The 26,893-nt window shown below is 51.9% G+C and carries 23 protein-coding genes and 2 pseudogenes; 14 read left to right on the forward strand and 11 right to left on the reverse strand.

Features of this window, described 5'->3' with window-relative positions:
* Positions 1-59: 59 nt before the first annotated feature.
* The 7 genes and pseudogenes from H8S80_RS27285 to H8S80_RS27315 form a co-directional block, all read right to left on the reverse strand.
* Entirely contained in the window at positions 60-248 is a 189-nt protein-coding gene (locus H8S80_RS27285) for a transposon-encoded TnpW family protein (RefSeq protein ID WP_117461393.1), read from the reverse strand.
* 11 nt (positions 249-259) lie between these two features.
* Positions 260-1,099 (reverse strand): ATP-binding protein, encoded by an 840-nt coding sequence (locus H8S80_RS27290; protein WP_117461392.1) that lies wholly within the window; start codon positions 1,097-1,099, stop codon positions 260-262.
* The gene (locus H8S80_RS27295) at positions 1,096-1,845 is read right to left on the reverse strand and encodes a phage replisome organizer N-terminal domain-containing protein (RefSeq protein ID WP_117461391.1); all 750 of its coding nucleotides are present in this window, start codon (positions 1,843-1,845) and stop codon (positions 1,096-1,098) included. The genes H8S80_RS27290 and H8S80_RS27295 overlap by 4 nt, the downstream gene beginning before the upstream one ends.
* Complete coding sequence (locus H8S80_RS27300) at positions 1,835-2,047, reverse strand: hypothetical protein (RefSeq protein WP_117461390.1); 213 nt, start codon at positions 2,045-2,047, stop codon at positions 1,835-1,837. The genes H8S80_RS27295 and H8S80_RS27300 overlap by 11 nt, the downstream gene beginning before the upstream one ends.
* Before the next feature lie 184 nt (positions 2,048-2,231).
* Positions 2,232-3,854 carry a relaxase/mobilization nuclease domain-containing protein gene (locus tag H8S80_RS27305; protein ID WP_118090882.1) on the reverse strand — a complete coding sequence of 541 codons (1,623 nt, stop codon included), beginning with the start codon at positions 3,852-3,854 and terminating at the stop codon, positions 2,232-2,234.
* A pseudogene (locus H8S80_RS27310) lies at positions 3,826-4,233 on the reverse strand (plasmid mobilization protein); the annotation flags it as partial. The gene H8S80_RS27305 and the pseudogene H8S80_RS27310, both read right to left, overlap by 29 nt.
* Before the next feature lie 616 nt (positions 4,234-4,849).
* Entirely contained in the window at positions 4,850-5,338 is a 489-nt protein-coding gene (locus H8S80_RS27315) for a YfbM family protein (protein ID WP_117461408.1), read from the reverse strand.
* Between the two features lie 159 nt (positions 5,339-5,497).
* Between H8S80_RS27315 and H8S80_RS35190 the strand changes: the two are divergent.
* A pseudogene (locus H8S80_RS35190) lies at positions 5,498-5,566 on the forward strand (AraC family transcriptional regulator); the annotation flags it as partial.
* A 102-nt stretch (positions 5,567-5,668) separates the two neighbouring features.
* Here H8S80_RS35190 and H8S80_RS27325 read toward each other — a convergent pair.
* Both H8S80_RS27325 and H8S80_RS27330 read right to left on the reverse strand, forming a co-directional pair.
* Entirely contained in the window at positions 5,669-7,054 is a 1,386-nt protein-coding gene (locus H8S80_RS27325; protein ID WP_117621019.1) for a sensor histidine kinase, read from the reverse strand.
* Positions 7,047-7,736, reverse strand: coding sequence for a response regulator transcription factor (locus H8S80_RS27330; protein WP_002601036.1), 690 nt, complete (start codon positions 7,734-7,736; stop codon positions 7,047-7,049). The genes H8S80_RS27325 and H8S80_RS27330 overlap by 8 nt, the downstream gene beginning before the upstream one ends.
* Positions 7,737-7,901: 165 nt before the next feature.
* On the opposite strand from H8S80_RS27330, the gene H8S80_RS27335 reads away from it, so the two are divergent.
* From H8S80_RS27335 to H8S80_RS27365, 7 genes are all read left to right on the forward strand, one after another.
* Positions 7,902-10,160 carry a hypothetical protein gene (locus tag H8S80_RS27335; RefSeq protein ID WP_147338532.1) on the forward strand — a complete coding sequence of 753 codons (2,259 nt, stop codon included), beginning with the start codon at positions 7,902-7,904 and terminating at the stop codon, positions 10,158-10,160.
* A 52-nt stretch (positions 10,161-10,212) separates the two neighbouring features.
* The gene (locus tag H8S80_RS27340; protein WP_117621017.1) at positions 10,213-12,468 is read left to right on the forward strand and encodes an extracellular solute-binding protein; all 2,256 of its coding nucleotides are present in this window, start codon (positions 10,213-10,215) and stop codon (positions 12,466-12,468) included.
* The gene (locus tag H8S80_RS27345; protein ID WP_117621016.1) at positions 12,458-13,318 is read left to right on the forward strand and encodes a carbohydrate ABC transporter permease; all 861 of its coding nucleotides are present in this window, start codon (positions 12,458-12,460) and stop codon (positions 13,316-13,318) included. The genes H8S80_RS27340 and H8S80_RS27345 overlap by 11 nt, the downstream gene beginning before the upstream one ends.
* Positions 13,315-14,190, forward strand: coding sequence for a carbohydrate ABC transporter permease (locus tag H8S80_RS27350; protein ID WP_117621015.1), 876 nt, complete (start codon positions 13,315-13,317; stop codon positions 14,188-14,190). The genes H8S80_RS27345 and H8S80_RS27350 overlap by 4 nt, the downstream gene beginning before the upstream one ends.
* Positions 14,191-14,194: 4 nt before the next feature.
* Entirely contained in the window at positions 14,195-15,892 is a 1,698-nt protein-coding gene (locus tag H8S80_RS27355; protein WP_117621014.1) for an HlyD family efflux transporter periplasmic adaptor subunit, read from the forward strand.
* A 7-nt stretch (positions 15,893-15,899) separates the two neighbouring features.
* Complete coding sequence (locus H8S80_RS27360; protein ID WP_117621013.1) at positions 15,900-17,027, forward strand: ABC transporter permease; 1,128 nt, start codon at positions 15,900-15,902, stop codon at positions 17,025-17,027.
* Positions 17,028-17,140: 113 nt separating this feature from the next.
* On the forward strand, positions 17,141-17,986 hold the full coding sequence (locus H8S80_RS27365) for a MerR family transcriptional regulator (RefSeq protein ID WP_002601029.1): 846 nt from the start codon (positions 17,141-17,143) through the stop codon (positions 17,984-17,986).
* Between the two features lie 111 nt (positions 17,987-18,097).
* On the opposite strand, the gene H8S80_RS27370 is transcribed toward H8S80_RS27365, so the two are convergent.
* Positions 18,098-19,426, reverse strand: coding sequence for an MATE family efflux transporter (locus tag H8S80_RS27370; RefSeq protein WP_117621012.1), 1,329 nt, complete (start codon positions 19,424-19,426; stop codon positions 18,098-18,100).
* Positions 19,427-19,595: 169 nt separating this feature from the next.
* On the opposite strand from H8S80_RS27370, the gene H8S80_RS27375 reads away from it, so the two are divergent.
* Entirely contained in the window at positions 19,596-20,414 is an 819-nt protein-coding gene (locus H8S80_RS27375; RefSeq protein WP_117621011.1) for a MerR family transcriptional regulator, read from the forward strand.
* Between the two features lie 51 nt (positions 20,415-20,465).
* On the opposite strand, the gene H8S80_RS27380 is transcribed toward H8S80_RS27375, so the two are convergent.
* Complete coding sequence (locus H8S80_RS27380) at positions 20,466-20,783, reverse strand: hypothetical protein (RefSeq protein WP_117621010.1); 318 nt, start codon at positions 20,781-20,783, stop codon at positions 20,466-20,468.
* Positions 20,784-20,999: 216 nt separating this feature from the next.
* Here H8S80_RS27380 and H8S80_RS27385 point away from each other — a divergent pair, with 216 nt between their 5' ends.
* The 5 genes from H8S80_RS27385 (at position 21,000) to H8S80_RS27405 (ending at position 26,879) form a co-directional block, all read left to right on the forward strand.
* Positions 21,000-21,737 (forward strand): response regulator transcription factor, encoded by a 738-nt coding sequence (locus tag H8S80_RS27385; RefSeq protein WP_002601025.1) that lies wholly within the window; start codon positions 21,000-21,002, stop codon positions 21,735-21,737.
* The gene (locus H8S80_RS34905; RefSeq protein WP_117621008.1) at positions 21,734-23,512 is read left to right on the forward strand and encodes a cache domain-containing sensor histidine kinase; all 1,779 of its coding nucleotides are present in this window, start codon (positions 21,734-21,736) and stop codon (positions 23,510-23,512) included. The genes H8S80_RS27385 and H8S80_RS34905 overlap by 4 nt, the downstream gene beginning before the upstream one ends.
* A gap of 180 nt (positions 23,513-23,692) precedes the next feature.
* On the forward strand, positions 23,693-25,072 hold the full coding sequence (locus tag H8S80_RS27395) for an ABC transporter substrate-binding protein (protein ID WP_181987895.1): 1,380 nt from the start codon (positions 23,693-23,695) through the stop codon (positions 25,070-25,072).
* A gap of 21 nt (positions 25,073-25,093) precedes the next feature.
* On the forward strand, positions 25,094-26,011 hold the full coding sequence (locus H8S80_RS27400; RefSeq protein ID WP_002601022.1) for a carbohydrate ABC transporter permease: 918 nt from the start codon (positions 25,094-25,096) through the stop codon (positions 26,009-26,011).
* A gap of 16 nt (positions 26,012-26,027) precedes the next feature.
* Entirely contained in the window at positions 26,028-26,879 is an 852-nt protein-coding gene (locus H8S80_RS27405; RefSeq protein ID WP_002601021.1) for a carbohydrate ABC transporter permease, read from the forward strand.
* The last annotated feature ends 14 nt before the right edge of the window (positions 26,880-26,893 follow it).

Consider the following 26,893-nt stretch of genomic DNA (forward strand, 5'->3'; position numbering starts at 1 on the left):
CACATGGGGCGGCTGTCTGTATAGCGGCAAAAGCGTCAAATCTGCTTCTTTATGGTCGGTCAAATCGCCGTTTTTTGTGTAGCAGCTTCCGCTTCCAGCACTTTCATCATCTTGTCGGCGGCGGTGTCAGTTGCGCCCTGCTTGAAAAAGCCGGAAACAGTAAGGACGGAGTTGCCCATGCGGATTTCCGTCACACAGTCCGGGCGGCGGTCTGTTTTGGTGGTGCTTTTCTGTTTCGTTTCTGCCATAGGCTCTCCTTTCAGTGCTTCATCAGTTGCTTTAGCCGTCCCAGCTTGTCCTGTGCGGTTTCCTTTCGGAAGTTGCTGCCCGTGAAACGGACGGGGGCGCACATGGAAAGTAGCCGGTCATAGATACGGGCATGGGGTGTGTCCTGCGGGTGCTGTAATTCCTCCAACGTGAGGTTGGTCGTGACGATTAGCGGCTTGCCGCTTCGGTAACGGCTGTCAATCACGCTGTAAACCTGTTCCAGCCCGTATTCTGTCCCCCGTTCCATACCAAAATCATCAAGTATCAGCAGGGGGTAGCTGCAAAGACGGGAAATATATTCATTCCTGCCCTCAAAGCTGGCGGCAAGGTCATTTAAGATAAGGGCAAAATTTGTCATGCAGACGGCAACCTCTTTCTCCATAAGGGCGTTGGCGATACTGGCGGCAAGATAGCTTTTTCCCGTCCCCACGCCGCCCCAGAACAGATAGCCGATATTTTCAGCCCGCATGGTGTCCCAGTTCTCCACATAAAAACGGGCGGTTTCGGTCTGTGGGTTTCTGCCATTGTCATGCTCAAATGTCCAGTTCTGCATAGCAGGGTCAGTAAAGCCCCGGCGTTTCAAGTCCTCCACTTTTTCAAGGTGCTTCTGTCGGCTTTCAGCAGCTTTCTGCTTTTCACGGGCTGCCCGCTGGCAGTCGCAGTCTGTTGGGTGGCGGTCACGCCCGAAACAGGTCTTTCCCTCTGCAAAGTAGGCTTCTTTGGGCGTATGGCATTTGCCGCAGTATAAAAGCCCGTCCTCCCCGGTGTAGTCCTCCGCTTCGGCGGTAGTGGCTGTCATATTTAAAATCATATCTTCAATTTCGTTTTTCATAAGCTCTCGCCCTCCTTGCAAGAATAATCGGGGATACTCTGTTTTGGCGTACCCTTGCCTTTGGCTGCGTCCTCCTGCGCCCACTTGTAAATGGTGGCTGCATGGCTGTGGTACTGTTTCCCGGTAGAAGCGATGTGGCAGGATAGGCGGTCAAGGTAATACTCCCATTTGTCGGGCAACTCTGTTTTCAGCCCGAAAAGCTCTGTATCGGTCAGTATCACATTGTTGTATCTGCCATAAGCGGCGGGGGCGGGGTGTCCCGTTTCTCCCTCTCTCTCTTTTTCTATCTCTATCTCTATCTCTTTCTCTAACTCTATCTCTGGTGGACGAATGTCGGACAAATGTCCGCCGTTTGTCCGGGGTGGTAAAAGTGCCTTGTTTTCCAGCCTTGCAGCCCGTTTTCTCTCGGCTTCGGTAGAGGATTGTCCTATCATCAGTTCAATGTCGGTCATATAGAAAGCCCCGCTGTCAAGCTGCTCCACAAGCCCCAACTGTCGGAAAATCTCTAAAGCCCTTTCAACCGTCCCTATCTGGTGGCGGGTCAGCGTCGCTATCATCTGCGCTGTGTAGGGGATATGCTCGTCAAGCTGCAACTTCCCGCCGTTTTTCAGCGATTTTAAGTACAGCTTCAAAAGGATGTTGGAATATAAAATCCCGTCTTTCATATCTTCCAGCAGCACAATGGAGTCGCTGTCAAAAAAGTTCTCTTTCAGCTTGAGGTAGTAATACTTGCGGTTATCTGCCATTGTCCCTGCCCTCCTTTTTCCGGCGTTTGGAATAGTAGCGGGGGCAGAGTATGATAACCGCCCGGAAACTCTGCTTGCAGCTATGGGTACAGCCCCGGCAGAGGTCATTGTATGTGATACGGTCGCAGGTGGTATCCCCGACTTTTACCTGCCGCAGGAAAAAAGACCATTCCAGTCGCCGTTTCTTGCTCATTCTTGGCATAATTGTGCTCCTTTCTGCCGTTTCCGCTGGTGTGGCGGTATCGGCGGTAATTCTGTATCATCTCGGTATCATTTTCGGGGTTTTTCTGCTCTGTAAGCCCGTTAAAAAATCCTTTGGTATTGCGGATAGGGTACGGGGCAGCCCCCTTGTTTGGTATGGGTTCGGGTGCATTTGGGGGTAGTTTTTATCGCTCCTGTTCCTGATTCTTCACGGGCTTTCGCTCCCGGCTTAAAATCTGGTCGATATTGCCTTTGACCGTCTGTAAGCGGCGGTATTCCTCCCGTTTTGTCCGGTAATCGTTGTAGCCGCTGTTTTTCTCTTTGATAAGGGCTTCAATCTCTGCTTGCAGGGCTTTATAGCTTGGCAGCTTGGAAATGCCGTTTTCCTTGAAATAGCGGGCGGCTGCGTCTGCTATGATAAAGTCGCTTTCGTGCTGCTGGCGGTAGGCTGCCCTTGCCTTATCGTTTTTCTGCTGTTTCAGCCCGTCCCGGACGGGGCGGGTCTTGGAATAGGCAAGCACCTGCCGTTGCAGCTCCTTTTTCCCGTTCAGCGTCTTTTCCACATTTTTCAGTTCTGTAAGGCTTTTCTGCATGGCGGCATAGGCGGCGGAGCAGGCTGCGTCCAGTTCCTCCGGGGAAGAAAAGCCGTATTCCCGATAAGCGGTAACGGTAGCCGCCATCTGCTTTAGGTTGTGCTTTGCCGCCCAGCGGTCATAGCCCACGCCCTTGCCCTCGGCTCGCTTGGCTTCCCGGTCAACCATGCGCTGTAAGGTGTTGTCTGCCGGGGTGTTTTTTTCGATTTTCTCCCCTTGTAACGGCTCTTTGACAGCGGCAGGGTATTCGGGTATGGCTTTGGTCTGTCCAGCGGCTCTGTGGGCGTTCTGCGTGAGCATGGCAAGGACGGTAGCCTTGTCAAAATCGTCCCCCAGCTTCCGGGCTGTGATGGGCTTTGTCCTGTCCGGCGTGAGGTAAGAAAGCCGCCCCCGGCTCTCCTTGACGGTCACACCCTCCCGCAGCAAAAGGGAAGAAAACTCGTCAAAGCTGGCGGCTTGGGAAAGTGCCTGCCGTATCGTCCGGCGCAGCTTCGCCTTGTCCGTTTCAAACTTGGTGGGCTTGGTCGGCTGTCCGGCGGCTTCTCTGGCGGCGTTCTCTTTATCAAGGGCAAGCTGCCCTTTCTTTGCCGCCCAGTATTCCCGTTCGGTTATCCGTTCCTTGCTGCCGTTTAGGAGGTCGATTTGGTAAAGCCCCTCCCGGTGGCACATCTCCATGACTTCACTCTTGAAATATTCCATAGCGGCATTGGTGCAGCGGTGCTTGCAGCCCTCCCGTGTGTCGGCTGGTCTGTCCATGTAGGGCAGAAGCGGGACTTCATAAATCCGCAGGGAGTTGATGACGATATGCACATGGATATTGCCGCTGTGGTTATGCCCGTCCGGGTGGGTGCAGACTAAGGCTTGGTGTCCGGGGAAATGCTCTTTACAGAACTGCTCGCCCAGCTCCTGCGCCCGGTCTACGGTCAAGCCGTTGTCTGTCCCGTCCCGTGGGTCAAAGCTGATGATATAGTGGTGGCTTTTCACATCTTCCTGTTTTTGGTTTTTCTCATAGTGGAGATTGGCTCGCATACAGGCAACAGCGAAATCCTCGCCCCCGCAGTTGAGGGAAGAAATGCGGTAATCCTCCCTCGGTATCAGCCGCCCGTTTTCATCAAGGGTGGGCTTCATGGTAAACTCGTCATGCTCAAATGTGAGGTAGGCTTCCGCTGCGCCATAGTCGGCATTTTTAGAGCTGATATGTTTGAATGTTGCCAACAGCGTCACCCACTTTCTGCAAGACTTCAAACTTTAGGGCAGCAAGGTCGGAAACCGCCGCCCGTACCTCCCCGGCAAGCTGCGGGTAGGGACTGTGCCACTCGTTCAGCGTCCGGGCTATCTGGTTTAGGTTGCCGCCGATCCTGCCGTATTCGGCGGTCAGCTTCCCGACAGCGGCAAGCAGCTCGTCATTGACGGGGGAAACAGTTATGATGGGGCGTATGGCTGCCCCGGTTATGGCTTGCCGGATAAACTCGGCTTGGCTCATGTGGTAAGCAGAAAGCCTTTCCGCAAAAGCGGCGTATTCTTCTTCTGTCATGCGTGTCTTGACTACCCGGCTGCGGTGGGGTGTGTTGTATCGTTTCATAGGTGGTTGACCTCCTTTCTTGTGCGTGGTGTCCTCCCACTAATAGGAGAAAAACGGGGTGTGAAGCGGAACTGTTTTTGAAAAATCCGAAAAATATTTTGAGGGATTTTTCAGCGGCGTAAGCCGCATGGCAGGGTTTGGGGAAGGCACTCCCCAACAAGATTCCCGCAGGGGCAAAATGAGCAGAAAGCGAATTTTGGCACCTCGGTAGAATCTTGCTCTAAGAAACTGCCGGACTGCCGCTCACTTCCTACTGCCACTTTTCCGGGAAATCGCAACCAGCTTTTTTTCACACATAGAGCGTTGGGCTGGCTGCGTTTTGCCCGCTGTATGAAAAAATCAGCGGCTTTTTCCGGCTTCATTCCCTAATACAGAACATTTTGAAATTTGCCAAACGGACAACAAAAAAGCAGCAAATCTTTTTCGGATTTACTGCTTCATGTGCCGCTGCGTGGCGACGGTTATTCAGTTGTAAATAATAAAAGAGGGCGGTAGCACTTTGGGCTATCGTCCTCTTGGCTGCTTATCAGCAAAAACGGGCGAGGCTGTCAACGGTGGGCGAAGCCCACTTGCTTGCCGTTGACTGGCTCGGCTGGATTTGCTATCTGCTCGATAAACTGAAATTTGCTTAAAAGTCAACAGTAAAAATCACTTGGCAATTTTCTTTCAGTGCGTTTTCGTAAAAAGCAAGAATTTCTTCGCTCCAACCTAAAGTGTGTTCTAATCCATCATCGTTTTTATACATAAAATTTTCATCATCAATATTCCAAAAGTTCTTTTGTATTATTTCTTGCAATTTATTCTGATGAAGATATTCAACAATATCTCTGACATCTTGATGATTTTTCAATGTAATAATTTCATCATCCGTTTCTACCAAAACTTCTCCGCCAAAGACAATATTAGTCGGGATGCAATTATCTTCATTCCATTGTCCACCACCTAAGCAATACTGAATACCCTCCCATGCTTTATCTAATTCACAACTGCGCGGACTTCCGATTAAGGCTTCTTCTATTTCTTCCAACATATATTCATATCGTTCTTCTTCTGGCACAGAGCGAAGTTTTTTTACATCTTCTTCGTTCAGTGCATAAAGCATACCTAATCTTGACATATTGTTATCCTCCCATATCAATTCTTGTTTGTTGATTTGTTCATAATCATATTCTACCATACAGATTTTAAGAAATCTATTTATTTTCCCTTAATTTTAGGAATAGTGAGGGGCTGTTGTCTATTAAATTCTTGTGTGTTACTTTACCGCACATGAGCATTCAGCAAGGTATTTAAGCAGTTTACCGGGATGACTCCCAGTGAATACCGGGAGGCGCTGAACAGGTAATAGGATAAGAACTGTGATTCCTTTGTAAGCTAAGACAACAGGCCCGTTAAAAATCAGGCCTGTTGCCTTTTTTATTTCCCTGGTCAATGAGCCCGGGCGCATTTACAGTCTCTGCCCTTCATTTTCCGCCATGACAGGCAGCTTCACCCGGAAGGCTGCGCCGCCGCCTTCCGTTTCATCCACCGAGATCCGGCCGCCGTGGAGCGTGGTCAGCTCTTTGGCGATGGAGAGGCCGAGGCCGAAATGGCGTTTGTCCGTCCTGGAGGTGTCGCCCCGGTAAAAGCGGTCGAAGATATGCGCCCTGACATCGGCGGGAATCCCGCACCCCTGGTCTGCTACGCAGATCGTCATTTCTTTCCCTTTCACCGCGGCGCTTATGGTGATCTTTTTATTGGCCGGTGTATAGGACACGGCGTTGTCCAAAAGGATGGTGAGCAGCTGTTTTAAGCAGGAGGCGTCGCCGGTTACATGGGGAAGCGTCTCTTCCGGCAGGTCCAGGAAAAGCCTGACCTGGCTGTTTTGACAGACCGGTTCAAAGAGCTCGTAGGTTTCGATGAGAAGCGTATCCATATCCACGGTCTCCTGTTTGATGGACCAGCTGCCGGCGTCTGTGGACGCGAGAAGCAGCATATCCCCCACAAGCGCCGCCATGCGCCTGCATTCACTCCGTATGTTTTTCAGATACTGGGCCTGCTTTTCCGAACACTCCGCTGATTGCAGGGGAGAGGGACTGTCCGAACCTTCCGCCGACTGTAAGGGAGAGTGACTTGCCGCTACTGCGTCAATGGCGGTGACACTGGATTCGATGACTGCCAAAGGGGAGCGAAGCTCGTGGGAGGCCGAAGCGATGAATTCGTTCTGGCGTTTTCTGCTCATTTCGACCGGTTCCAGGGATTTTCCGACGAAATACCAGCTGACGAGAAAGAGGGCTGCAATCCCCAGAATATCGAACAGCAGGAAGCGCGGCCCCTGACTCCTGATCAGAGAGATACCCGGCGTCCGGTACCCCAGAAGCGTCAGGCTCTGATATCCTTTGGCGGTGGGAAAGACAAGGATTGTGCCGTAATAGGAGTCTCCCTGATCCCCCTTTACCGTGAAGACCGAGCTCTGAATGACCGAGGAGGAGACGGGGCGCACCGCCGGATTGACTTTTTCCTTCAGGGCCTCTTCCCGCGCCCGGTCGATGAGCGTCTGCCGGTCCGTGGCCGGAGCCCAGGACCCGGAATAGAGAAATGGTTCCCGGTTCTCCTCAATATGTATGATCAGCTTTTCTGAAGCCTCGGTCTGGGCCAGCCAGCTTCCGGAAATGGTGGAGCCGTACTGCATGCGGGACGCGACGGCTACGATCTGATTCTGGAAGGTCTGCAGCGCGTCCTTTTCCGATACACGAAGGTTGTAGAAGAGGAGTCCTGCGACTACCAGGGTCAGAATGGTTCCCGTGGTTACGGTGTACAACAGGGTCAGTTTTTTGCGAAGCTCTTTAATCATGGAATTCCTCCAGCCGGTAGCCGACGCCATGGACCGTCTGGATTTTTGCATTTCCATGAAGCGCCTTTAAACGCCGGCGTAAAAAATAGATGTAGTTGTCCAGATTGCCTGCCTCCACCTCGGAATCCGGTCCCCACACGTAGGAGAGGATGGCATTTCGCGGAAGCGTACGGCCGGCATTTCTCATCAGATACTCCAGAAGCGACGACTCCCGGCCGGAGAGTGTAACCGTCTCGGAGGCGGCGCCTTCTCTGGTGAGTTCATGCTTGACCGCGTCCAGGCTGAGGCTGCCGAAGGTCAGAGTCGTGGTGTCCGCGGTTCGTCCGGGTCTGCGGGTGACTGCCCGGATCCGTGCCAGGAGTTCCTCCACTGCAAAGGGCTTGACTAGGTAGTCGTCCGCGCCTGCGTCCAGCCCGTCGATTCTGTCGCCCACACCGTCGAGCGCGGTGGTGATGATGACAGGAGTCATGACGGATTTCTGCCGGATGGCCTGTAAGAGGCTTAAACCGTCCAGGCTCGGGAGCATCCGGTCCAGAATCAGCACGTCATAGGGATACTCCGTCGCGTAGTAGAGGGCGTCATCGCCCCGGTAACACTGATCGACCTGATATCCCGCCTGCTCTAACTGCATGGCTACCGTGCTGCACAGTATTTTATCATCTTCTACCAGTAAGATTCTCATGTCTGTGATCCCTGCTTTCTTTCTTATTTATATCAGTTGTTTCCTCTATTATAGCAGAGAAATCTCTAAAAAATCTAAAAACCAGCCGTTTCCAGTTTTTTTAGAGATTTCTCTGGTATGATTATTCTAAAGGCAAATCCGGAATGGCAGAAAGGACAAAAAGGGATGGACAGAAAAAAAGGAATGACCGCACGGAAAGCCGCCGCATGGCTCTTGATACTGGCCGCGGTAACTGTGATGGCGGCAGGATGCGGCCCGAAGCCGGGTGGTGCGGAGGCGGGCGGGGCGGATGCGCCGACGGCCGATAATGGGGGAGCCGGTGATAACTCCGACGTCCCCAGAGGACGGTATGTGGAGCAGGAACTGGCATTTCCGTTCGATCCATCGACGGAGATGATGGAAGCCATGATGCTTTCTCCGGAAGGAGATCTCCTGGTTCTTACATACAACCAGGAGATGGAAAACAGGATTTACCGGATGGAAGATACGGGTGAATGGAACATGGATGAAGCCCTCACCGCCAGCATTCCCGAGGGCAGCATGCTTTTAAAGATGAACGGTACGAAGGATGCGGCGTATTACTACCTTACACAGGGGGAAGAGAGATACATCGGAAAGATGGCCTGGGGCAGTCAGAAGATGGAGCGGCTTGCAGATCCCGCGTTTGAAAAGGATGGGATCTATAATATCTCCGATTTTCTGGCGGCTGACAGCGGGGCGGTGCTCTTTTCCCTGATGGATGGAAAGACCGTGGTCTGGAAGCCGGAAGACGGGGTGTCCCTCCAGCTGTATCAGAAAAACAGAAACAGCACGCTGAATACCAGCAGCACACTGGTGGGAGATACGTACATAACGGCGGGTGACCTGGGATTTCTGGCTTATGACATGGAGACAGGAAAGGAACTGGAGACGATTCCTTACCAGACGGGGGACTCCGACGCGGAGGGCAGCCTCGCAGCCGGAGAAGGGGACGATATCTACCTGTGCAACGCGGCGGGAATTCACCACATGGCGCTCGGCGGGACGATGTGGGAGACCATTGTGGACGGGAGTCTGAATTCCTTAAGCCTTCCGGGGATTAGAATTAGTAAGATGTGTGTCGGTAAGAACAACGACTTTTTCGTATGGTACGAGAAAGACGAAAATCCCGTTCTTGCACACTATGTATACGATCCGGACACCATTTCCGTTCCGACATCGACGCTGACCGTATACGGTCTTGATCTGTCGGAGAAGTATCTGATCCGCCAGGGAGCCATACGGTTCCAGATGGAAAATCCCGATATTCGTGTCGAGGTGATCGACGGAAGAAAGCAGATGGAAGGGATGATGGATGCGGATATCATCCGAAGCTTAAACGAGGAGCTGCTGACCGGAGCGGGAGCGGATGTTCTCGTGCTGGACGGCCTTCCGGGAAAGTCCTATATAGAAAAAGGGATTCTGGAGGATATGAGCGAACTTCTTGCGCCGTTTACAGAGAGTGGGGAAATATACCGGAATCTGACCGGCCATTTCCGGAGAAGCGACGGATCTGTCTACGAGGTGCCAGTGAGGGTCTTATTCCCGGTTGTATATGGGGAGGCCGGGGCCACAGCGAGTTTATCCAGCCTGCAGGCGTATCTGGAGTATCAGGAATCGCCGGGAGCCGGCTCCATAAGTGGAAAGACCGTATATGAAAATATTCTCCGGCGCCTTGCTTTTCTGTATGACCAGGAGCTTTGGGATGACGATGGAAAATTAAAGGAAGAGGAGCTTACAGACCTTCTGGAAGCGGCCATGCGGACCGGAGAGCATTCCGGCGCCCGCGTTCTGTATCCGGAGGACGAGGATAACGGAGCCGGAAAACGGTATAATCTGGTCGCTGAGAACGGGTTTACCACTCCGGACCATCTGGGGATTATGGCGGGAGACAATCAAGCCTCTCTGGAGCTTCCGCGGGAAATGGCGGAGATGAGCCTTTCGTTTGCAGTTATGAGGGAAAAAGGGTATCCGCTTCAATCCGTCAATCATACCTTCTATCCGGAAGAGCGGGTCGCCATTAACCGGAACAGCAGGCAGAAAGAGACGGCGGAACGCTTTGTAACCTTCCTGCTGTCGGAACAGATACAGGGAGAGGACGTGGAGGATGGCTTCCCCGTCACCCGTGCTGGTGTGGAACGATGGAAGCAGCGGCAAATAGTGATGAGCTATGGGACGGGGAACTGGGAGGGCCTTATGATCTACGGGGATTATCCAACGGAATCAGAGCGGAAGCTTTTGCTGGATATGATCCCGGACCTGGATAATCCGGTCGTACCGGATCCCACGGTTCTGTCCATTATGGCGGAAGAATCGGAAGGCTATTTCAGCGGGACACAGGATCTCCCGGCCGCTGTAAAGGCCATAATAAGCAAGGTGACGCTCTATCGGGCGGAGACAGAATAAAGATATGGTTTGATTTATGCAGGAGTGAATTGAGAGAAAGGAATAAAAGAAGATGAAAAACAGTCACTTGATTCAGAGAGCCGCGGCTCTGGCTCTGGCCGCGGTCATGGCAGTCATGACCGCCGGATGCGGCACAAAGGAACAGAAGGATGGCGCCACAGAGGGGGCAAAGGACAGTACAAAACAAACAGGGAATGCGGACCCGGGAACCGCGGACGTCGCAAAGGGGCGTTACGTGGAGCAGGCGGTTGCATATCCGTTTGAAGCTGGAACGGAACGTGTTGTGGATATCATCCAGGACCAGAACGGGGAGCTGGTGATGTTCACCTTAATCGGCCAGGAAGTGGATGGGAAAAAGAAGGCCTACCGCTACGACGGTTCCTCCTGGAGCGAAGATACGGCATCTCCGGTGCAGGAGCTTCAGGACAGCGACTATTTAACGTATTCCGCTTACGGCGCGGATGGGACGCTTTATCTGATCTACGCGGATCAGAGTTATAAGGCGCATCTGGTGAAGTTTGCAGAAGGGCAGCCCATGCAGGAGATTTCCGCCGGGATTGAGGATGCCATGGTTCTGCTGAACGGACTGTACGTAAGCGAAGACGGCACTCTGTTCATTCCCTCCGGTGACCAGGTCATCGTCGTCGGTACGGATGGCGTGGTGGAAAAGAAGCTCCCTCAGAGGAATTCCCACAGCAATTTCTGCGACAGCCACACGCTGACAGCTAATAGTTTTATGACTACAGGAGACAGGGGATTTCTCCGGTACGATTTAAAATCGCTGGCGGAGAAGGAAGTGATTCCGTTCCAGACCGACGAGTCAGACGTATACGGAAGTCTGGCCCGTGGAGAAGGAGATGATTTCTACCTTGCCAATACTAAAGGAATTCATCACATGGCGGATCAGGGAACGATGTGGGAGACCATCGTGGACGGTTCCCTGAATTCCATGAGCATGCCCAGCGCATACGTAAAACGTCTTCTCGTCGGAAATGACAATGATTTTTACTTATGGTACTCGGAAAGTGAGGAACAGAAACTGGCCCGCTATACGTATGATCCGGAAATGCCGACCATACCGTCGAAAACCCTTACGGTATACGGCTTAAACCTTTCGGAAAATCAGACCGTGAAACAGGCGGCCGCCCTCTTCCAGATGGAGTATCCCGATGTCAGAGTCGAACTGATCGACGGAGCCGGCGAGTCGGGGAGCACCTTAAAATCCGATACGATCCGTTCCTTAAACGCGGAACTGTTAAACGGCAACGGCGCTGACGTGCTGGTGCTGGATGGGCTTCCGATCGAATCCTATATTGAAAAAGGGGTTCTGGAGGATTTAAGTGATATTATCACTCCCATGGTAAAAGCGGGAGAGCTATACCCCAACATAGCGGAGAGCTTCACCGGTTCCGACGGAAGTGTCTATCAGTACCCGGTCCGTGTCACCATTCCGATTATGTACGGAGACGGAACGGCGGTGAGCCAGATGGCTGCGATCGGTTCTCTCCGGGCGTGGCAGGAGGCGAATCCGGATAAGGCTCTCTTCCCAAAGACCATCTATGAAAATATTCTGAGGCAGATGATCTATCTCTACTATCCGGAGCTGGCAGGAAAAGACGCCGGACAGCTGGATACGGAGAAAGTCAGAATCCTTCTGGAAACCGCGAAGCTGGCGGGAGACGCCAGCGGAAGCAAGGTAGTCTTCGATGAATCGGAAGACGGCGGCCGCGGACGGGTATACAATGCCGCCGATACGAGAGGATTTACTGGTTTAAGCGATTATGGACTGCTGACGAAAAATGCAGAGATCTCTCTGGTGGAACTGGCGGGTATGATGGATGTCATGACACCTGTTGCAATCGTTGATAAGTATGGTTACCAGATGGAACAGTTTAATGATATCTATTATCCGAAGGGACTCCTGGGAGTCACCAGCTTTGGTAAGGAAAAGGAGACTGCGAGAGAGTTTGTCGCGTTTGCCCTGTCACCGAAGGTTCAGAATGGGGATTTAAATGACGGATTTACTGTGAGTAAGACCGCTTCCGGTGCCTGGATAGAACGGACTTCCATGGTGAGCATCGGTTTCAGCTTTGACGGCGGCGATATGATGAGCGCAGAGTACCCGGATGATAAGAAGAAGGAAGAGATTATGGGAATGCTGGATAAGCTCCATACACCCATTTCTGTTGACGATATACTGCTGGAGATGATAGTCAGTGAAACTAAGGGATATTTTGAAGGGAAACAGACTGCGGCCGAGGCGGCGGGGCAGTTTGAAAACAAGGCGAAGCTGTATTATGCGGAATAAAACACAGTCGGGCCGTCTGGCACGGAAGGCGTATCTGTTCCTTCTGCCGAGTCTGGCGGGGACAGCCGTGTTTGTCCTGCTCCCGTATGTGGATGTTGTCCGCAGGTCATTTTTCGAGGCGGCAGGAGGGCGTTTCGTCGCCATGCAGAACTATGTGACGGTGGTCGGCAACAGCGCGTTTCGATTGGCATCTTTTAACACACTCCGCTTTCTGGTGATCTGCGTACCGCTTCTGGTGCTGGTGTCACTGTTTTGCTCCATGCTGATTGCGGGATTAAAGGAGGAGGGGACCGTCTTTAAGACGAGTCTCCTCGTTCCGCTTGCCATTCCTGTGGCTTCGATCGTCCTGCTGTGGAAGCTGTTTTTCCATCCACAGGGGATGGTCAACCAGATCACCGCGCTCTTCGGCATGGCGGGGGTAGACTGGATCAATGGAGACACGGCCTTCGGCGTGCTGGTCTTTACCTATGTGTGGAAGAATCTGGGATACGATGTGGTTCTGTGGGTGGCGGGTCTGGCGGCCATATCGGATGAACTTTACGAGGCGGCCAGAGTGGACGGAGCGGGCATCGTGGCACGGTTTTTATACGTGACGCTGCCGGGCCTTTCCAAGACGGCATTTCTGGTGGTATCCCTTTCCGTGTTCAATTCCTTTAAGGTATTCCGGGAAGCGTACTTAATCGCAGGGGAGTATCCCCACGAGAGCATTTATATGCTGCAGCACCTGTTTAACCACTGGTTTGTGACCCTGGATATCCAGAAGATGAGTGCGGCCTCCGTCCTTCTTTTGCTGGTGGTGGCACTGCCGGTTATCACGAAAGGGCTGGCTTCGAGGAGAGGTGAAACATGAAATGGTTGAGAGAACGGATGCCGGAGAAAAAGATTCTCCCGCACGTCAGAAGGCTTATCCTGTCGGTAATCTGCCTGTTTATCTGGCTTCCCCTGCTCATGATGGCGGGAAATTCCTTCCTGTCCAGGGGGGAAATGCTGTCCCGGTTCGGTCCGGTGTTAAACGGCGGAACCGGAGCGGTGAAAGTTACCCTGTTTCCGGACTTTCCGACCTTAAGTCCCTTTGTGGAGCTGCTTCTGGATTCCCCGGGATTTTTCGTGATGTTCTGGAACTCCTGCCTCCAGACCGGGGCTGTGCTGTTCGGCCAGATGCTGGTGGCCGTTCCGGCGGCGTGGGCGTTTGCCATGTATTCATTTCCGGGTAAAAAGGTGTTGTTTATGGGATATATCATACTGATGATACTCCCGTTTCAGGTTCTGATGACCCCGGATTACTTTGTGCTGAACCAGATGCATATTTTAGATACCCATCTGGCGGTCATCCTTCCGGGGATATTTTCCACATTTCCGGTATTTATCATGGCACAGTTCTTTTCCTCGATCCCACCGTCTCTGCTGGAAGCGGCGCGTCTGGATGGGGCGGGAGAAGGGGCGGTGTTCTTTCGGATCGGTATACCGATGGGGTTCCCGGGAATCATGTCGGCAGGAATCCTGGGCTTTTTAGAGAGCTGGAATGCCATCGAGGCGCCGATGGCATTTTTGAAGAACCGGACGCTCTGGCCGCTGTCCCTCTATCTTCCGGATATTACGGCGGATAAGGTCAGTGTGGCGTGGGTGGCATCCGTGGCGGCTATGGCGCCCCCGCTCTTTTTGTTTCTGGCCGGACAGAGTTTTTTGGAGCAGGGAATTATGGTATCGGGGATAAAGGAGTAGACAGATGGAGAGGAAAAAAATACGAAAATGGTGCAGAGATGGTTTCCTTATGTTTCTTGGAGCCATGGCGGTCTTTACCGTTCTTTCCAGAAGCCTGGATTCCCTGACGGTGCCGCAGGTCGGCACCTCTTACGGCAAGATGGGAAATGTAAATTATGAAATCAAAGGGGACGGGAAATTTCTCGCCGCCGGAATCACATACTTAAATCCCGAGGAAGGGTTAAAGGTCCAGTCCGTCGGAAAAACGGCCGGGCAGAAGGTGGAGGCGGGAGAGGTGCTTTTCGCCTATCAGCTGGAGGGAATTCAGAAGAAAAAGGAGGAACTGGCTCTTTCCATCGAAAAGATGAGACTGGAGCTGACCCAGTCCGAGGTCCGCTCGAAACAGATACCGGGAATATCCGAGGAGACGCTGGCCATTCAGTCGCTGGACGCGGCAAAACGGGCCCTGGATTTCGGATATCAGGACTTGGAGGAACTGAGGCGGGAGAGCGGCGAAAAGCTTGCAAAGCTCAAACGGGACTACAATCAGAACATGACCCAGTCCGAGGAAGAGATGGAGGAGGAGACGAGACGGCAGTACCGGACCGCCGAGCGGGCCTACGATGCGGCTGTGGCGAAGAAGGAGAGTGCGGTCAAGAAAGCGGAGCGCGAGGTGACCGACTGCGAGGAGAAGCTGGACCGCCTGGAAGAAGAAGGGGCTTCAGACGAGGAGATCCTGAAAGCCAGAAAAGCTCTGGACCGGGCAAATGAGGATCTGGAAGAGGTGCGGGAAGAGCAGTCGCTTAACGTGGAGGAGGCGAAAGCGGCCTTAAACAGCGCGGAGGAAGATTACGGCGATGTCAGTGCCGGTAGGAGAACCGCGGCGGAAGCGCTAAAGAGCAGCTATGAGTCCTCGGTGGAAGCGGTGGAGGCGCAGATCAAGGCCGGAGAGAAGAGCGTGAGGAATTTGGAAGAAGCGCTCAGCCAGGCTGAACTCGCGGTATCCAACGCGCGGGCCAGGGATGCGGTGACGGCCGCCGAAAATCAAAAGGAGCAGACCGCCTCCGGCCTGGACCGCCAGGTGAAGCAGCTGGATATTACAAAGGCGGAGGAGCAGTTAAAAGCCCTGGAAGCCCTGGAGGCAGCATCTGGTGAAGTGACGGCTCCGGTATCCGGTGTGGTGACAGAGCTGGCCGTCGTCCCGGGAAAGACCGTGACGGGTGATGAGCTTGTGGCCATAGGTGACGGAAGGCTGAAATTCGAGGGAACGGTAGAAAAAAAGCTGGGCGAACTGATTACGGCGGGAACGAAGATAAACCTGCAGTATGGAGAGTCCAGGCGAACGTATGAGGCGGTGGTGGACAGCGTGGACTTCTTATCGGAGGAAGAACAGGCGCATTTTACCGCATCGGTCCAGGAGGACACGGGGATTCTGGGGGCAACGGCCGCATTTTCGCTTAATCTGACATCCCGGCAGTACACTCAGGTTATTCCCATCGCAGGGCTCAGGCAGGAATCGGATGGTTACTACATCCTGGTGGTAAAACCGCAGAAGACGATACTCGGCGAAGAGCTGACCGCGGAAAAGATTCCCGTGGAATTACTGGAAAAGAGCAGCACCCAGGCGGCAGTACAGGGTGCATTCAGCAATACGGACCAGCTGATCGTATCCAGCAGCAGGATCATCGAGGCAGGCGACCGTGTCAGAATATCCGGAGAGTGAGAGAACGATGAACAGGTTTAAGACATGGATCAGAACGGGCAGAGCAGCCAGAGTAAAAACCGTGTTTCTGGCAGTGCTTCTGTCGGCGGTTCTGTGGGGAATTTCCCTGTGGCAGGGAGAGAAGATAGAGCCATACGCCGGTGATATCCAGATCCGTTACCACGGACAGGGGGTGTCCCGGCAGGCTTTGGAGCAAATAAAAGAAGCCGGGTTAAAGCCTGAAGATGAGAGCTTCCCGGAGACCGCGGCATGGAATGTGGAGTACTATGTGGAGGCCAGGAATCCGGTGCTGAACTTTAAGCAGGATGTCACCTGCATCATGGTCCGGGGAGAGATGGATCAGATCGTGAAGGACCGGCTGGTGGCCGGCACGTATGGCTTTGGAGATGATGAGGAGGGCTGTGTCGTCAGCAGTAAAACGGCATGGGAACTGTTCGGCTCCACCGATGTGACCGGCAGCTGGATCTCCGTAAAGGGGAAACGCTTTGTCATTCGGGGAGTGACGGCCGCCTCCTATCCCATGGTAATGCTTCCGGCAAAACGGCTGGAGACGGAGTTTTTTCCCAACGTCTCCTTTTCTTACTCCGGTCAGGAGGGACTTGAGGGGCAGGCGGAAGAGATGATCATGCGCTTCGGACTGCCGGGACATGAAATCAGAATTAATGGGAGTATTTACTATGCCATGGTAAGGTTTTGCTGCACGCTGCCCGGATGGGCCCTGCTTATCTGGTTCTGGATTTTGATGCGGCGTTCGCGGCGTTTGAAAAAATTTGATATGCAGCAGGCTGGGCGGAGAGACAAAACGGAAAATCATGCTAAATATCGAAACTGGCTGTGGAAAGTTTTTTTCTTTGCGGTGATGGCCGGAGGTGCGGCAGCTCTGCTCTGGTATGGCTTCCGTTTTCCGGGAGAGTTTATTCCATCCCGGTGGTCGGATTTTTCCTTCTATGCGGAAAAATTCACACAGGTAAAAGAGAATCTCTTTGACATAGCCATGCTGCCAAAGACCCGGTGGGATGTGGAGATGATACGCGCGTTTGCTGCCTCCGTGTTCTGTTCGGCAAGCGCGGCTGCGCTGATCATCATAACGGGAAGTCTTCTGCTTTCCATGCCTGACCATACCGGGCAGGAGTAGAAGGCTCCTTTTTTCTTCAAATATAAGTATTTCAAACAATTTATGCATAAGCTATTGACTGTAAACCCTGTTTATACCTTATAGTAAACAGCAAAAAAGGGAGAAAAGACGACATGACAATTAAGGAAGTGGAAGAAAAAACAGGGATTGTACGTTCCAGTGTCCGTTTCTACGAAAAAGAAAAACTGATCCATCCTGTCAGAAATAACAGGAATGGATACCGGGAGTATACGGAAGAGGATGTACAGAACATCAAAAAAATAGCGTACTTACGAACCTTGGGAATCTCACTGGAAAATATTCACCGTATAATCGATCACGAGGTATCCCTGCAGGTGGTCCTTGAAAGACAAGCGGATGCGCTGGAGAGCCAAATCGCAGATCTGGAGAAATACCATTATATATGTAAAAAGATGCTGACCGAAAAGGAAATGACGTATGAAGATTTAGAGGTGGAAGCATACGTGACAGAGCTGGAAGAATACTGGAAAAATAACAGTAAGGTCTTTCGGCTGGATTCGGTCGGTTTCCTGTATCTGTGGGGTGGATTACTGGCATGGGGCGGAATCACAGCGGTGTGCTTTCTGCTTGCGCTGCTTGCATATCCGCATTTGCCATCCCAGGTTCCGATTCAGTGGAATAACGGCGAAATAAGCCGTCAGATTGGAAAAGCATTTATTTTTGTATATCCCGCCGCCTGTATCATCATAAGATTTTTTTTGCGTCAGTTTATATGGAGATGGCTGACACTCCGTCTGTTCTGCTTCAGTGATACCATCTGCGATTACGTGACCAACTGCCTGTGTTTTGTCATATTATCAGTAGAAGCATTTACAATCTTTTACGTGAATGGAATGATGCAAAATGTGACCACGATTCTGACTGCGGACGCAGTGGTGCTTGTGGGAGTCCTTTTGATCGGGTGGTACAAACTGACCGTGGGACAAGCGCGGGATTGAAAGACCGGGGGATAGGAAGAGACTGATCGGAATGCAAACAGGTCAGCATTTTCAGTTGTTTTTCAACTTCGAAAATGCTGACCTGTTTTGTATGAACGCCGTATGCATAAATCAAATATAGCTGTATGTTTTTGCATGCCTCTTCAGGAAGAAAAGGCAGAGCAGGAACCCTCCCGCTTCTGCTACCGGAACGGCAAGCCAGACTCCGTCAAGCCCCATAATAAGAGGAAGGAGCAGTAAGCATAGGACGATCAGGCACAGCGTGCGCACGAAGGAAATCACAGCCGATACCCTGCCGTTAGATAAAGCGGTGAACAGGGCCGACGAAAAGATGTTGACTCCGGAAAATAAGTAGCCGAAAGAGAACACCATGAATCCGTGGCGGGCCAGATCGTATACGGCTGTGCCGGGGTGTGCGAAAATCGTTACGATAATCCCGCCCGCCAGCTGTGCTGTGGCAAATACGAGGAACGAAGTGACACCTGTAAAGATCAGGGAGGTCTTAAACACCTGCTTCAGCTGCTTCGTATTGCGGCTGCCGTAATTGTAGCTGATGACGGGTGAGACGCCCTGTGAAAATCCCATGTACAATGCATTTAACAGGAACTGGGAGTACTGGATAATGGTGATGGCCGCGACGCCGTCTTCTCCTGCGTAGTGCATCATCAGGAGGTTGAACAGGAACGTGATAATGCCGGAGGATAAATTGGTCACCATTTCCGAGGAACCGTTAATCAGTGTTTCCTTTAATTCTGCCGCAGAAAGACGGGGCTTTACGAGCCACAGCGCCTTGCGGGAAAAGGCAAAGTAGATCAGACCGAATACCGCAGGGATCATGTAGCCGATAACGGTAGCAATGGCAGCGCCAGCCACGCCCAGCTTGAGCGGGACGATGAGAATATAATCCAGAACCGCGTTGCTTAAGCCGGCCAGAATCGTAAGAAAAAGTCCCAGTCCGGGCCGCCCCTCCGTGATAAAATACATCTGAAACAGAATCTGAAGCATCAGCGCCGGAGCGAAGGCCATCTGCCATCTCATATAAGTAATACAGTCGCTCATGAGCAGGTCGCTGGCTCCCAGGAGCCGTACGATCGGTGCAGCAAAGAGATTGCCGAGAACCGCCGTTACGGCTCCGACAATGATATTCAAATATATAATAGAAGTAAAGGCAGCCCGTGCTTCCTCTGCTTTTCCTTCGCCCATCTTCTTTGCAACGATGGCGCAGCTGCCGGTTGAAAACATGACCGCAATGCCGAGCACGATGTTAATGGCGGGATAAACGATATTGATGGATGAAAGCGCATTGGTCCCGACGAAACGCGATACAAAGACCCCGTCAATAATCGTATAGAGGGAGGTAAAAATCATCATGATGGTCGTCGGCAGTGCAAACATCATGAGGGAACCAAATGTAAATTTTTTTGCCAGTGAATAATTCATACTATTTCTCCTGATTTTCTTGTAAATTTCAGCCGCATGGATTATCATAGGGTATAGGGTAGGCCGATAGTCAAGCAGAAAAACTTTGTATATAGAAAGGAATGTTGCAGCTCACAGACCGGGAAGCGGTGACCGACAGGGCTGTGAGCTGCAACAGAGGAATCAAAATATGGAAAAACAGTCGGAGTTATATTTTACAACAGGTGAGTTTGCGAAGATTTTAGGGGTTAAGAAGCATACGCTGTTTCACTATGATGAGATTGGTCTGTTTTCGCCGGTGGTGAAGGATGAGGAGAATAATTACCGGTATTATTTTGTGTGGCAGATGGATACGTTTGAGGTGATTCGGGCATTGCAGAAGCTGGGGATGCCTCTCAGTGAGATCAGGGAGTATATGGAGACCCGGTCGCCGGAGCATTTTCTGGCGCTGGTGGATCAGAAGGATGCGGAGATCGACCAGGAGATTGAACGTCTGAAAAATATGAAGCGTTTTATGGAGTGGGAGAGAACGACGATTAAGGAGGCGCTGGAGGCCGAGGTGGATAAGCCGAAGCTGGCGGAGAGAGGCCAGGAATACTTATTTTCTTCCGAGGTGAATATCACAGGGGAACGGAAGCTGGCAGAGGAGATCGCACACCATGTCAGGGTCTGCGAGCAGTACCATATCAGCATGAACGCCGTGGGCGCAGTCTGTCTGGGCAGAGACTTAGAGGCGGGGAAATACGACCGCTACCGGAGTGTCTATACGCGGCTGGATAAGCGCATTTCGGCGCTGAAACCGTATGTGAAGCCGGCGGGAACCTACGTGGAACTGTATTACCGGGGGTACGACGGAGACATGGGGAAGGCGTATCCGGTTATTCGGGATTTCGCCGAACAACAGGGGATCCGTCTGGATGAAATGTGGTATGAGGACCTTCTCCTCGATGAACTGACGGTCAGAGATACCGCGGATTACGTCGTGAAGGTGGCGGTGCGTGTGAAATAACGCTTCCGGCCGGTGAAGCGGGAAGCGTTGTCCGATCGCCTGGGATACCATTTACCACATATTGGCGAGGTGGCTTTCAATAAAGGAATCCAGCTGTTCCGGATCCAGGCCGAGGGCGGGAACCAGGAGGTTTTGGAGCTGCAGCTTTGCCTGCTGTTCCATGGCGGCTTCCGCGTCGCTGGGACGCCTTCCTGTTTTCGGGTCGTTCCGGCAGATATAGATGGTTTTTACGACTTTGATCCATTCAACCGGATCGTCGGATTTCTGAGCGGCCCGGAGGGCGCTTAAGCGGTTTCTTTCGTTGGAGATCACAAAGGCCGGTATGTACGGCATTCTTTCGATCAGTTCTAATGCGTCGTCTTTCGTCATGGTTATGTCCTCGTTTAATCAGATTGGGTATAGGGTCCGGATCTATTTTACCATAGATAAAGGCCGGATTTCAAAGGACGTTTTGTACAAAGAAACAGGTCTGCTGATTGGTGAAATCCGCATTTGCCTTTTAAAGCCGGTATGTTATAATGCAGGTAGTGTAAAAAGCTGCGGCTGGGAAGCCGTAAGGCTGATTTTAACGGGGGATAAAGGGATATGTACCGATTGATTATTATCGATGACGAGGAAAAAATCGTAGAAGGGATGGGGATGCTTTTTCCGTGGAAGACCATAGGATTTTCCGTGGAGGGCCTCTTCACCAGCGCGGTGGAAGCGCTGGAATTTATGGAGAACAATCAGGTGGACGTGGTGCTCAGCGATATTGAGATGCCGGATATGGATGGCATCGAGCTCAGCCGCAGATTGTTAGAGAAGGAAGATGTGAAGGTGGTTTTATTCAGCAGCCACCAGGATTACGACTATTTCCGGGCGGCGATTCAGAACCGGGTGGAGGACTTTTTGCTGAAGCCGGTGGATTACGCCATGCTTCTGGAATGTCTGGGCCGGGTGAAGGAGCAGCTGGATGCCAGAAGCCAGAAGAAGGTGGAGCTTCCAAAAGGGTATTACGACAAGATCGTGTCCGGCGTCAGGGAGTATCTGAGGAAGCATTATCAGGATGCCTCCCTGGAGGGGGCGGCCGAGACGGTGAATTTAAGCCCTGCTTACTTATCTAAGATTTTCAAAGAGAAAAATGGGACCAGCTTTTCGGATACGCTTCTTTCCATTCGGATGGAGAAGGCGAAGGAGATGCTGGAGGACATTCGTTATAAGAGCTATGACATTGCCTACTATATCGGCTACGACAATCCGAAGAACTTCTCCAGGGCGTTTAAGTCATACTATGGAATGACTCCGATGGAATACCGGAAATCAAAGACGGAGGAAGGGCAGTGAAGAAAAAGTTCTTTTTCAAGCGTGTGGCGATTTATCTGGGTATGATGCTCCTGCCGATGACGCTCCTGTTTACGGCGTTCTGCGTCCTGAATTTGCGGACGATAGACCGGGACTTAAAGAGACAGGGGAGACAGACCGTGGATGCGGTGGATGTGAACTTTGATCTGGTCCTGAGCAATGTCCTCTACCAGAACGATCTGCTGACCAGCACGACCCGGATGAACCTGTCGCTAAAGAGAATTCTGTCCCAGAGCGAAATGGCTTACGGCGATGCGGTCAACATCGACAGCCTTCTGGCCATTCTGCGGAGTATCAAGGATTCCCATGAGTATGTGGAGTCCATCTATCTCTACACCGACGGCGCGGCCCGGTATTTTTCCTCGGACAAGGGTATTCATACCATAGATGAGAGTACGGATTCCTCCTGGCTCGATGTCTACCGGGAGATTGCAAAGGACAGCAGCAGTTACATTGCGCCGCGGGAGATATCCCTGGGAGCGGATCAGGTGGTTCCTGTTTTGAGCATTTACAAACGCCTTCTTTTACAGAAGGGATGTATTGTGGTAAACATTGACGTGGCGAAGCTGGAGGAGATTCTGGCAAAGCAGATTTCCGGCCATGAGGAGACGGTCTATCTGGTAAACAGGGACGGCGATGTCCTGGCAGAACAGTCGGCGGGAAGCGGTAAGAACGGGGACCGGGAGTATTTTGCACGGCTGAAGGAACAGTATGGGGACGGATGGCAGGAGCATTTAAAGGGGATGGACGGCACCTGGGTCAGGACTCAGAACGGCACCTGCCTCCTGAGTGTGGGAAGCTACGATGCGATGGAAGTGTATTACGTGTCGGCGATCTCCTCAAAGGCCAGAACCGAGAGTATTTTCGCCATGCTGCAGTCATTCCTGGCGTTTCTGGTCCTGGATCTCTGTGTGGTGGTGTTCCTGGCGTATTTGACGACGAAGCGGTCCTTTGACCAGATTTCCTATATGATTTCGGTGTTCAATGAGGCGGAAAAGGGGCTGCCGGTGGCGAAGCCGGAAAACAGCAACCGGGACGAATACGATGTGATCATGAATAATATCATCTATCTGTTCCTGAACACCAACCATTTAAACGCCCAGCTAAAGGAAAATGAATACAAGAGAGAACACGCGGAAATGATGGCGCTCCAGCTTCAGATCAATCCCCATTTCCTGTTCAATACGCTTCAGACCGTGGACATGGAGGTGCGGAAGCAGGGGGCCAGTCCCGAGGAGATCAGCACGGTAATCCGCTGCGTCTCGGATATCTTAAAATATGCGCTGAGCGCCCCCGGGGAGCCGGTCACGGTGGAGGAGGAGATCCAGTACTTAAAAAAATACGCGGCTATTCAGAAATTCCGGTTCGGCGACCAGTTTATCATCTACTATGAGGTCGATGATGAGGTGATGGACGCCGCGGTGTTCCGGCTGTTCTTACAGCCGCTGGTGGAGAACAGCCTGCTCCATGGGATACGCGGATCGAAGCAGAAGGGCTACGTCAAGGTATCCATTCAGAAACGGGGAGAACGCCTGCGCTGCTGTGTGATGGACACCGGAGCGGGGATGACCAAAGAAGAGAAGGCCGGTCTGGAGAGCCGCTTTTCGAGTGATGACGCGGGTGGAATCGGACTGGCGAATCTGTACCGGAGACTCGTGCTCCGGTATGGAGAGGATAGCGCCCTGCGTGTCTGGTCGAAAAAGGGGATGGGAACCGCGGTCAGCTTCTATATACCCTGTGAAAAGATGAATGTGTAAGAGATGGTATCATTCCTTTCGGTTATCAAAAGGAATGATACCATTTTTTGCAGATATCGCAATTTAAGAAGAATTTTAGAAAGCCGGGCGCCTTTTATTTCTCCTGGTTTCATTATAAAATAGGAGTATCAAAAGGAGAGACGGTCCGGACGTCCAAACAAGAAAATGGAGGAAGGTTTCATGAAAAAATATTTAGCAATACCAGCGGTGCTCTGTCTGGCAGCAAGTTTATTAACAGCCTGTGGGGGCGGAAAAGGTGAGACGACCGCTGCGGATACGAAGGCAGAACAGGGCCAGACCGCGGCGGCGGAAAAAGAAACCGCCAAAACAGCGGATGGCGGATCGGAACAGATTACACTGCGGTTTTCCTGGTGGGGCGGTGAGGAACGCCTTGCGGCCACGCTCGATGTGATTAAGCAGTTTGAAGAGCTGAATCCCAATATTAAGATCGAACCGGAATACGGAAGCTCCGACGGCTATGCGGACAAACTGGCAACCCAGCTCGCAAGCGGAACGGCTCCCGACATCATCCAGATCGATCCGGGCCTCATGCCGGCGCTGGTTTCCGATGAGACCAATTACTTCCTGGATTTAAATACTTCCAGCTTCGATTTTTCCAATTTTGACGAAAACTACTATAAGCTGAGAATCAACGGCTTCTATGATGGAAAGCAGCTCGGAATCCCGACCGGAATATCCGGCGGCGCGGTTCTGGTAAATCAGGGACTGGCAGATCAGATCGGTATCGATTTCCACACCCAGTATACCTGGGACGACATCTTTGACTGGGCGAAAAAGGTGAGAGAGTACGACGATTCCATGTACTTAATCTGCTCCAACAAGGATTATGTGGCCAATATTCTGGCCAACAACTATGCGAAACAGTTAAGCGGCAAGACGTTTATCAACGAGGAAACGAAGGAGATTAACTTAACATCCGAGCAGTGGCAGGAGGTCTACACCTTTGTGAAACGCCTGTACGATGAGGAAGTGATCGCTCCGGCTTCCTATTCGGCCGCATACTCCGGAGACAATATGCAGTCCGATCCAAACTGGATTGCCGGAAAATACGTCTGCAGCTTTACCTACATGTCCACCATGGAAACCCTGGCGGCTGCCAATGCGGATGCAGAATACACAGCCGGTCTCTTCCCTCTCTATCAGGGCTCCGATGTGGATGCATGGAATGCAAACTGCCCGCAGATCATAGCGATCAACGCCAAATCCAAAAATCCGGAAGCGGCAGTGGAATTTTTAGATTATTTCTTTAACAATGAGAAGGCCATGGAGACCTTGGGATGCACCAGAAGTGTTCCTCCGACTGCAAAGGCCAGAGAAATCTGTACGGCGGACGGCTCATTGAGCAAGCTGTTGTCGGAGGCCGCGGATGTAGCCGGAAGCTACAGCGGAATGGTTGACGATAAGTATTTTTCAGCTGCGGAAGCAAAGCAGATCGTGACCGATGAGGTGGAGGCGGTTGGATTCGGAGTGACAACTCCGGAAAGCGCGTCTGAGGAGACTATCAGCCTGCTGAACAATTACATTTCCGGCATTCAGTAAACGGCGGCGGGGGAAACTATTATGGCAGCAAACCAGACAGCAATAAAAACCAAACGGTATAAGAAGCGGGACTATCAGGCATTTCTCTACCTGATGCCCTGGATTTTGGGAATGCTTATCCTTCAGATTTATCCATTTTTATGTTCTTTCTATTATTCATTTACCAATTATCAGGTCAGCTCCAGTCCAAACTGGAGCGGCCTGGATAATTACCGCTATCTCTTTACCAAGGACACCGAGTTCTGGAATTCGGTGAAGGTGACTGTGGTCTATACCCTGTATACCGTACCCGGCAAGCTGGTGATGGCCCTGGCGGTCGCTGTATTTTTAAACCGCAACATCAAGGGGATTAACCTGATCCGGACGCTCTACTACATACCGTCGCTGTTTGGCGGAAGCGTGGCGGTCTCTGTCCTGTGGAAGGCGCTTTTCATCGACAACGGCGTGATCAACGCCCTGCTTACAGGCTTAAGTCTGCCGGCCATCCAGTTCTGGGGCGATCCGAGATATGCACTAAAGACCATCTGCGCCCTGGAAATCTGGCAGTTTGGTTCCTCCATGGTGATGTTTCTCGCTGCCTTAAAGCAGGTTCCCGCGTCGCTTTACGAGGCCGCCTCCATCGATGGAGCGGGAAAGCTTCAGAGCTTCTTCCGGATCACGCTTCCCCAGATCACTCCGATCATATTTTTTAACCTGATCATGCAGACGATTCAGGCGCTGCAGAACTTCACCTCCGCCTTCGTCATCACCAAGGGCGGCCCGGTGAAATCCACGTATGTGCTGGGAATGAAGCTGTACAAGGAGGGCTTCTCCTATTTTAAGATGGGGTATGCCTCCGCCATTTCCTGGGCGATCTTTGTCATGATCGTGGCAGTTACCATGTTGTTGTTCCGATCCTCGTCTGTCTGGGTTCACTATGACGACGAAGGAAGTTTCTGATGGAAGAGGGATGAATATGAATAGAAAAACGACGAAAAAGACTGTGAAGACCATATTGTCCTATCTTGTGATCGCGGTGATCGGACTGGTGCTGCTGTATCCGATTCTCTGGATGTTTTTTGCGGCATTCAAGACCAACGATGAAATATTTGGCTCCACGAAACTGCTGGCCACCCATTACAGCTTTCAGAATTTTATAGACGGTTGGAGAGGAAGCGGCACCATGACATACGCCGTCTATTTCTGGAATACATTCCGGCTGGTGATTCCGGTCACCCTGCTGACGCTGGTGTCCAGCACCCTTGTGGCCTACGGCTTTGCCAGATTCAATTTTCCATTTAAGAAGGCGCTGTTTTCCCTTCTGATTGCGACGCTGATGCTTCCCAATGCGGTCATTATCATTCCGCGCTACACGCTGTTTGCCAAATTTGGCTGGATTGATACGTATATCCCCTTTTACGCCCTGGCGGCTCTGGCCTGCTATCCGTTCTTTATCTTCATGCTGGTGCAGTTTTTGCGGGGAATTCCGCGGGATCTGGACGAGTCGGCATACATAGACGGCTGCGGCACATTCCGCACGCTGATGCAGATTATCCTGCCCCTCATGAAGCCGTCCCTGTTCTCTGCGGCATTATTCCAGTTCATGTGGACGTACAACGACTACTTCAATTCCCTGATTTTTATCAATTCAGGGAAGAAATATACCGTATCCCTGGCGCTCCGCTTATCCCTGGATTCCGAATCCGTGATCAACTGGGGCAAAATCATGGCCACCTCCTTCGTAGTCGTACTGCCCCTGATCCTCCTGTTCTTCATGGCACAGAAATACTTTGTCGAAGGCATTGCCACCAGCGGATTAAAGGGTTAAAACCGTCCAAGTAA

Source organism: Hungatella sp. L36 (assembly GCF_014288035.1).

Coding starts and splice junctions, on each gene's coding strand:
- H8S80_RS27360 (WP_117621013.1), top strand. CDS start 15,900: ATGAACAGGTTTAAGACATGGATCAGAACGGGCAGAGCAGCCAGAGTA.
- H8S80_RS27400 (WP_002601022.1), top strand. CDS start 25,094: ATGGCAGCAAACCAGACAGCAATAAAAACCAAACGGTATAAGAAGCGG.
- H8S80_RS27295 (WP_117461391.1), bottom strand. CDS start 1,845: ATGGCAGATAACCGCAAGTATTACTACCTCAAGCTGAAAGAGAACTTT.
- H8S80_RS27370 (WP_117621012.1), bottom strand. CDS start 19,426: ATGAATTATTCACTGGCAAAAAAATTTACATTTGGTTCCCTCATGATG.
- H8S80_RS27290 (WP_117461392.1), bottom strand. CDS start 1,099: ATGAAAAACGAAATTGAAGATATGATTTTAAATATGACAGCCACTACC.
- H8S80_RS27375 (WP_117621011.1), top strand. CDS start 19,596: ATGGAAAAACAGTCGGAGTTATATTTTACAACAGGTGAGTTTGCGAAG.
- H8S80_RS27405 (WP_002601021.1), top strand. CDS start 26,028: ATGAATAGAAAAACGACGAAAAAGACTGTGAAGACCATATTGTCCTAT.
- H8S80_RS27300 (WP_117461390.1), bottom strand. CDS start 2,047: ATGCCAAGAATGAGCAAGAAACGGCGACTGGAATGGTCTTTTTTCCTG.
- H8S80_RS27315 (WP_117461408.1), bottom strand. CDS start 5,338: ATGTCAAGATTAGGTATGCTTTATGCACTGAACGAAGAAGATGTAAAA.
- H8S80_RS27325 (WP_117621019.1), bottom strand. CDS start 7,054: ATGATTAAAGAGCTTCGCAAAAAACTGACCCTGTTGTACACCGTAACC.
- H8S80_RS27330 (WP_002601036.1), bottom strand. CDS start 7,736: ATGAGAATCTTACTGGTAGAAGATGATAAAATACTGTGCAGCACGGTA.
- H8S80_RS27380 (WP_117621010.1), bottom strand. CDS start 20,783: ATGACGAAAGACGACGCATTAGAACTGATCGAAAGAATGCCGTACATA.
- H8S80_RS27355 (WP_117621014.1), top strand. CDS start 14,195: ATGGAGAGGAAAAAAATACGAAAATGGTGCAGAGATGGTTTCCTTATG.
- H8S80_RS27340 (WP_117621017.1), top strand. CDS start 10,213: ATGAAAAACAGTCACTTGATTCAGAGAGCCGCGGCTCTGGCTCTGGCC.
- H8S80_RS27395 (WP_181987895.1), top strand. CDS start 23,693: ATGAAAAAATATTTAGCAATACCAGCGGTGCTCTGTCTGGCAGCAAGT.
- H8S80_RS27345 (WP_117621016.1), top strand. CDS start 12,458: ATGCGGAATAAAACACAGTCGGGCCGTCTGGCACGGAAGGCGTATCTG.
- H8S80_RS27385 (WP_002601025.1), top strand. CDS start 21,000: ATGTACCGATTGATTATTATCGATGACGAGGAAAAAATCGTAGAAGGG.
- H8S80_RS27365 (WP_002601029.1), top strand. CDS start 17,141: ATGACAATTAAGGAAGTGGAAGAAAAAACAGGGATTGTACGTTCCAGT.
- H8S80_RS27350 (WP_117621015.1), top strand. CDS start 13,315: ATGAAATGGTTGAGAGAACGGATGCCGGAGAAAAAGATTCTCCCGCAC.
- H8S80_RS27285 (WP_117461393.1), bottom strand. CDS start 248: ATGGCAGAAACGAAACAGAAAAGCACCACCAAAACAGACCGCCGCCCG.
- H8S80_RS27335 (WP_147338532.1), top strand. CDS start 7,902: ATGGACAGAAAAAAAGGAATGACCGCACGGAAAGCCGCCGCATGGCTC.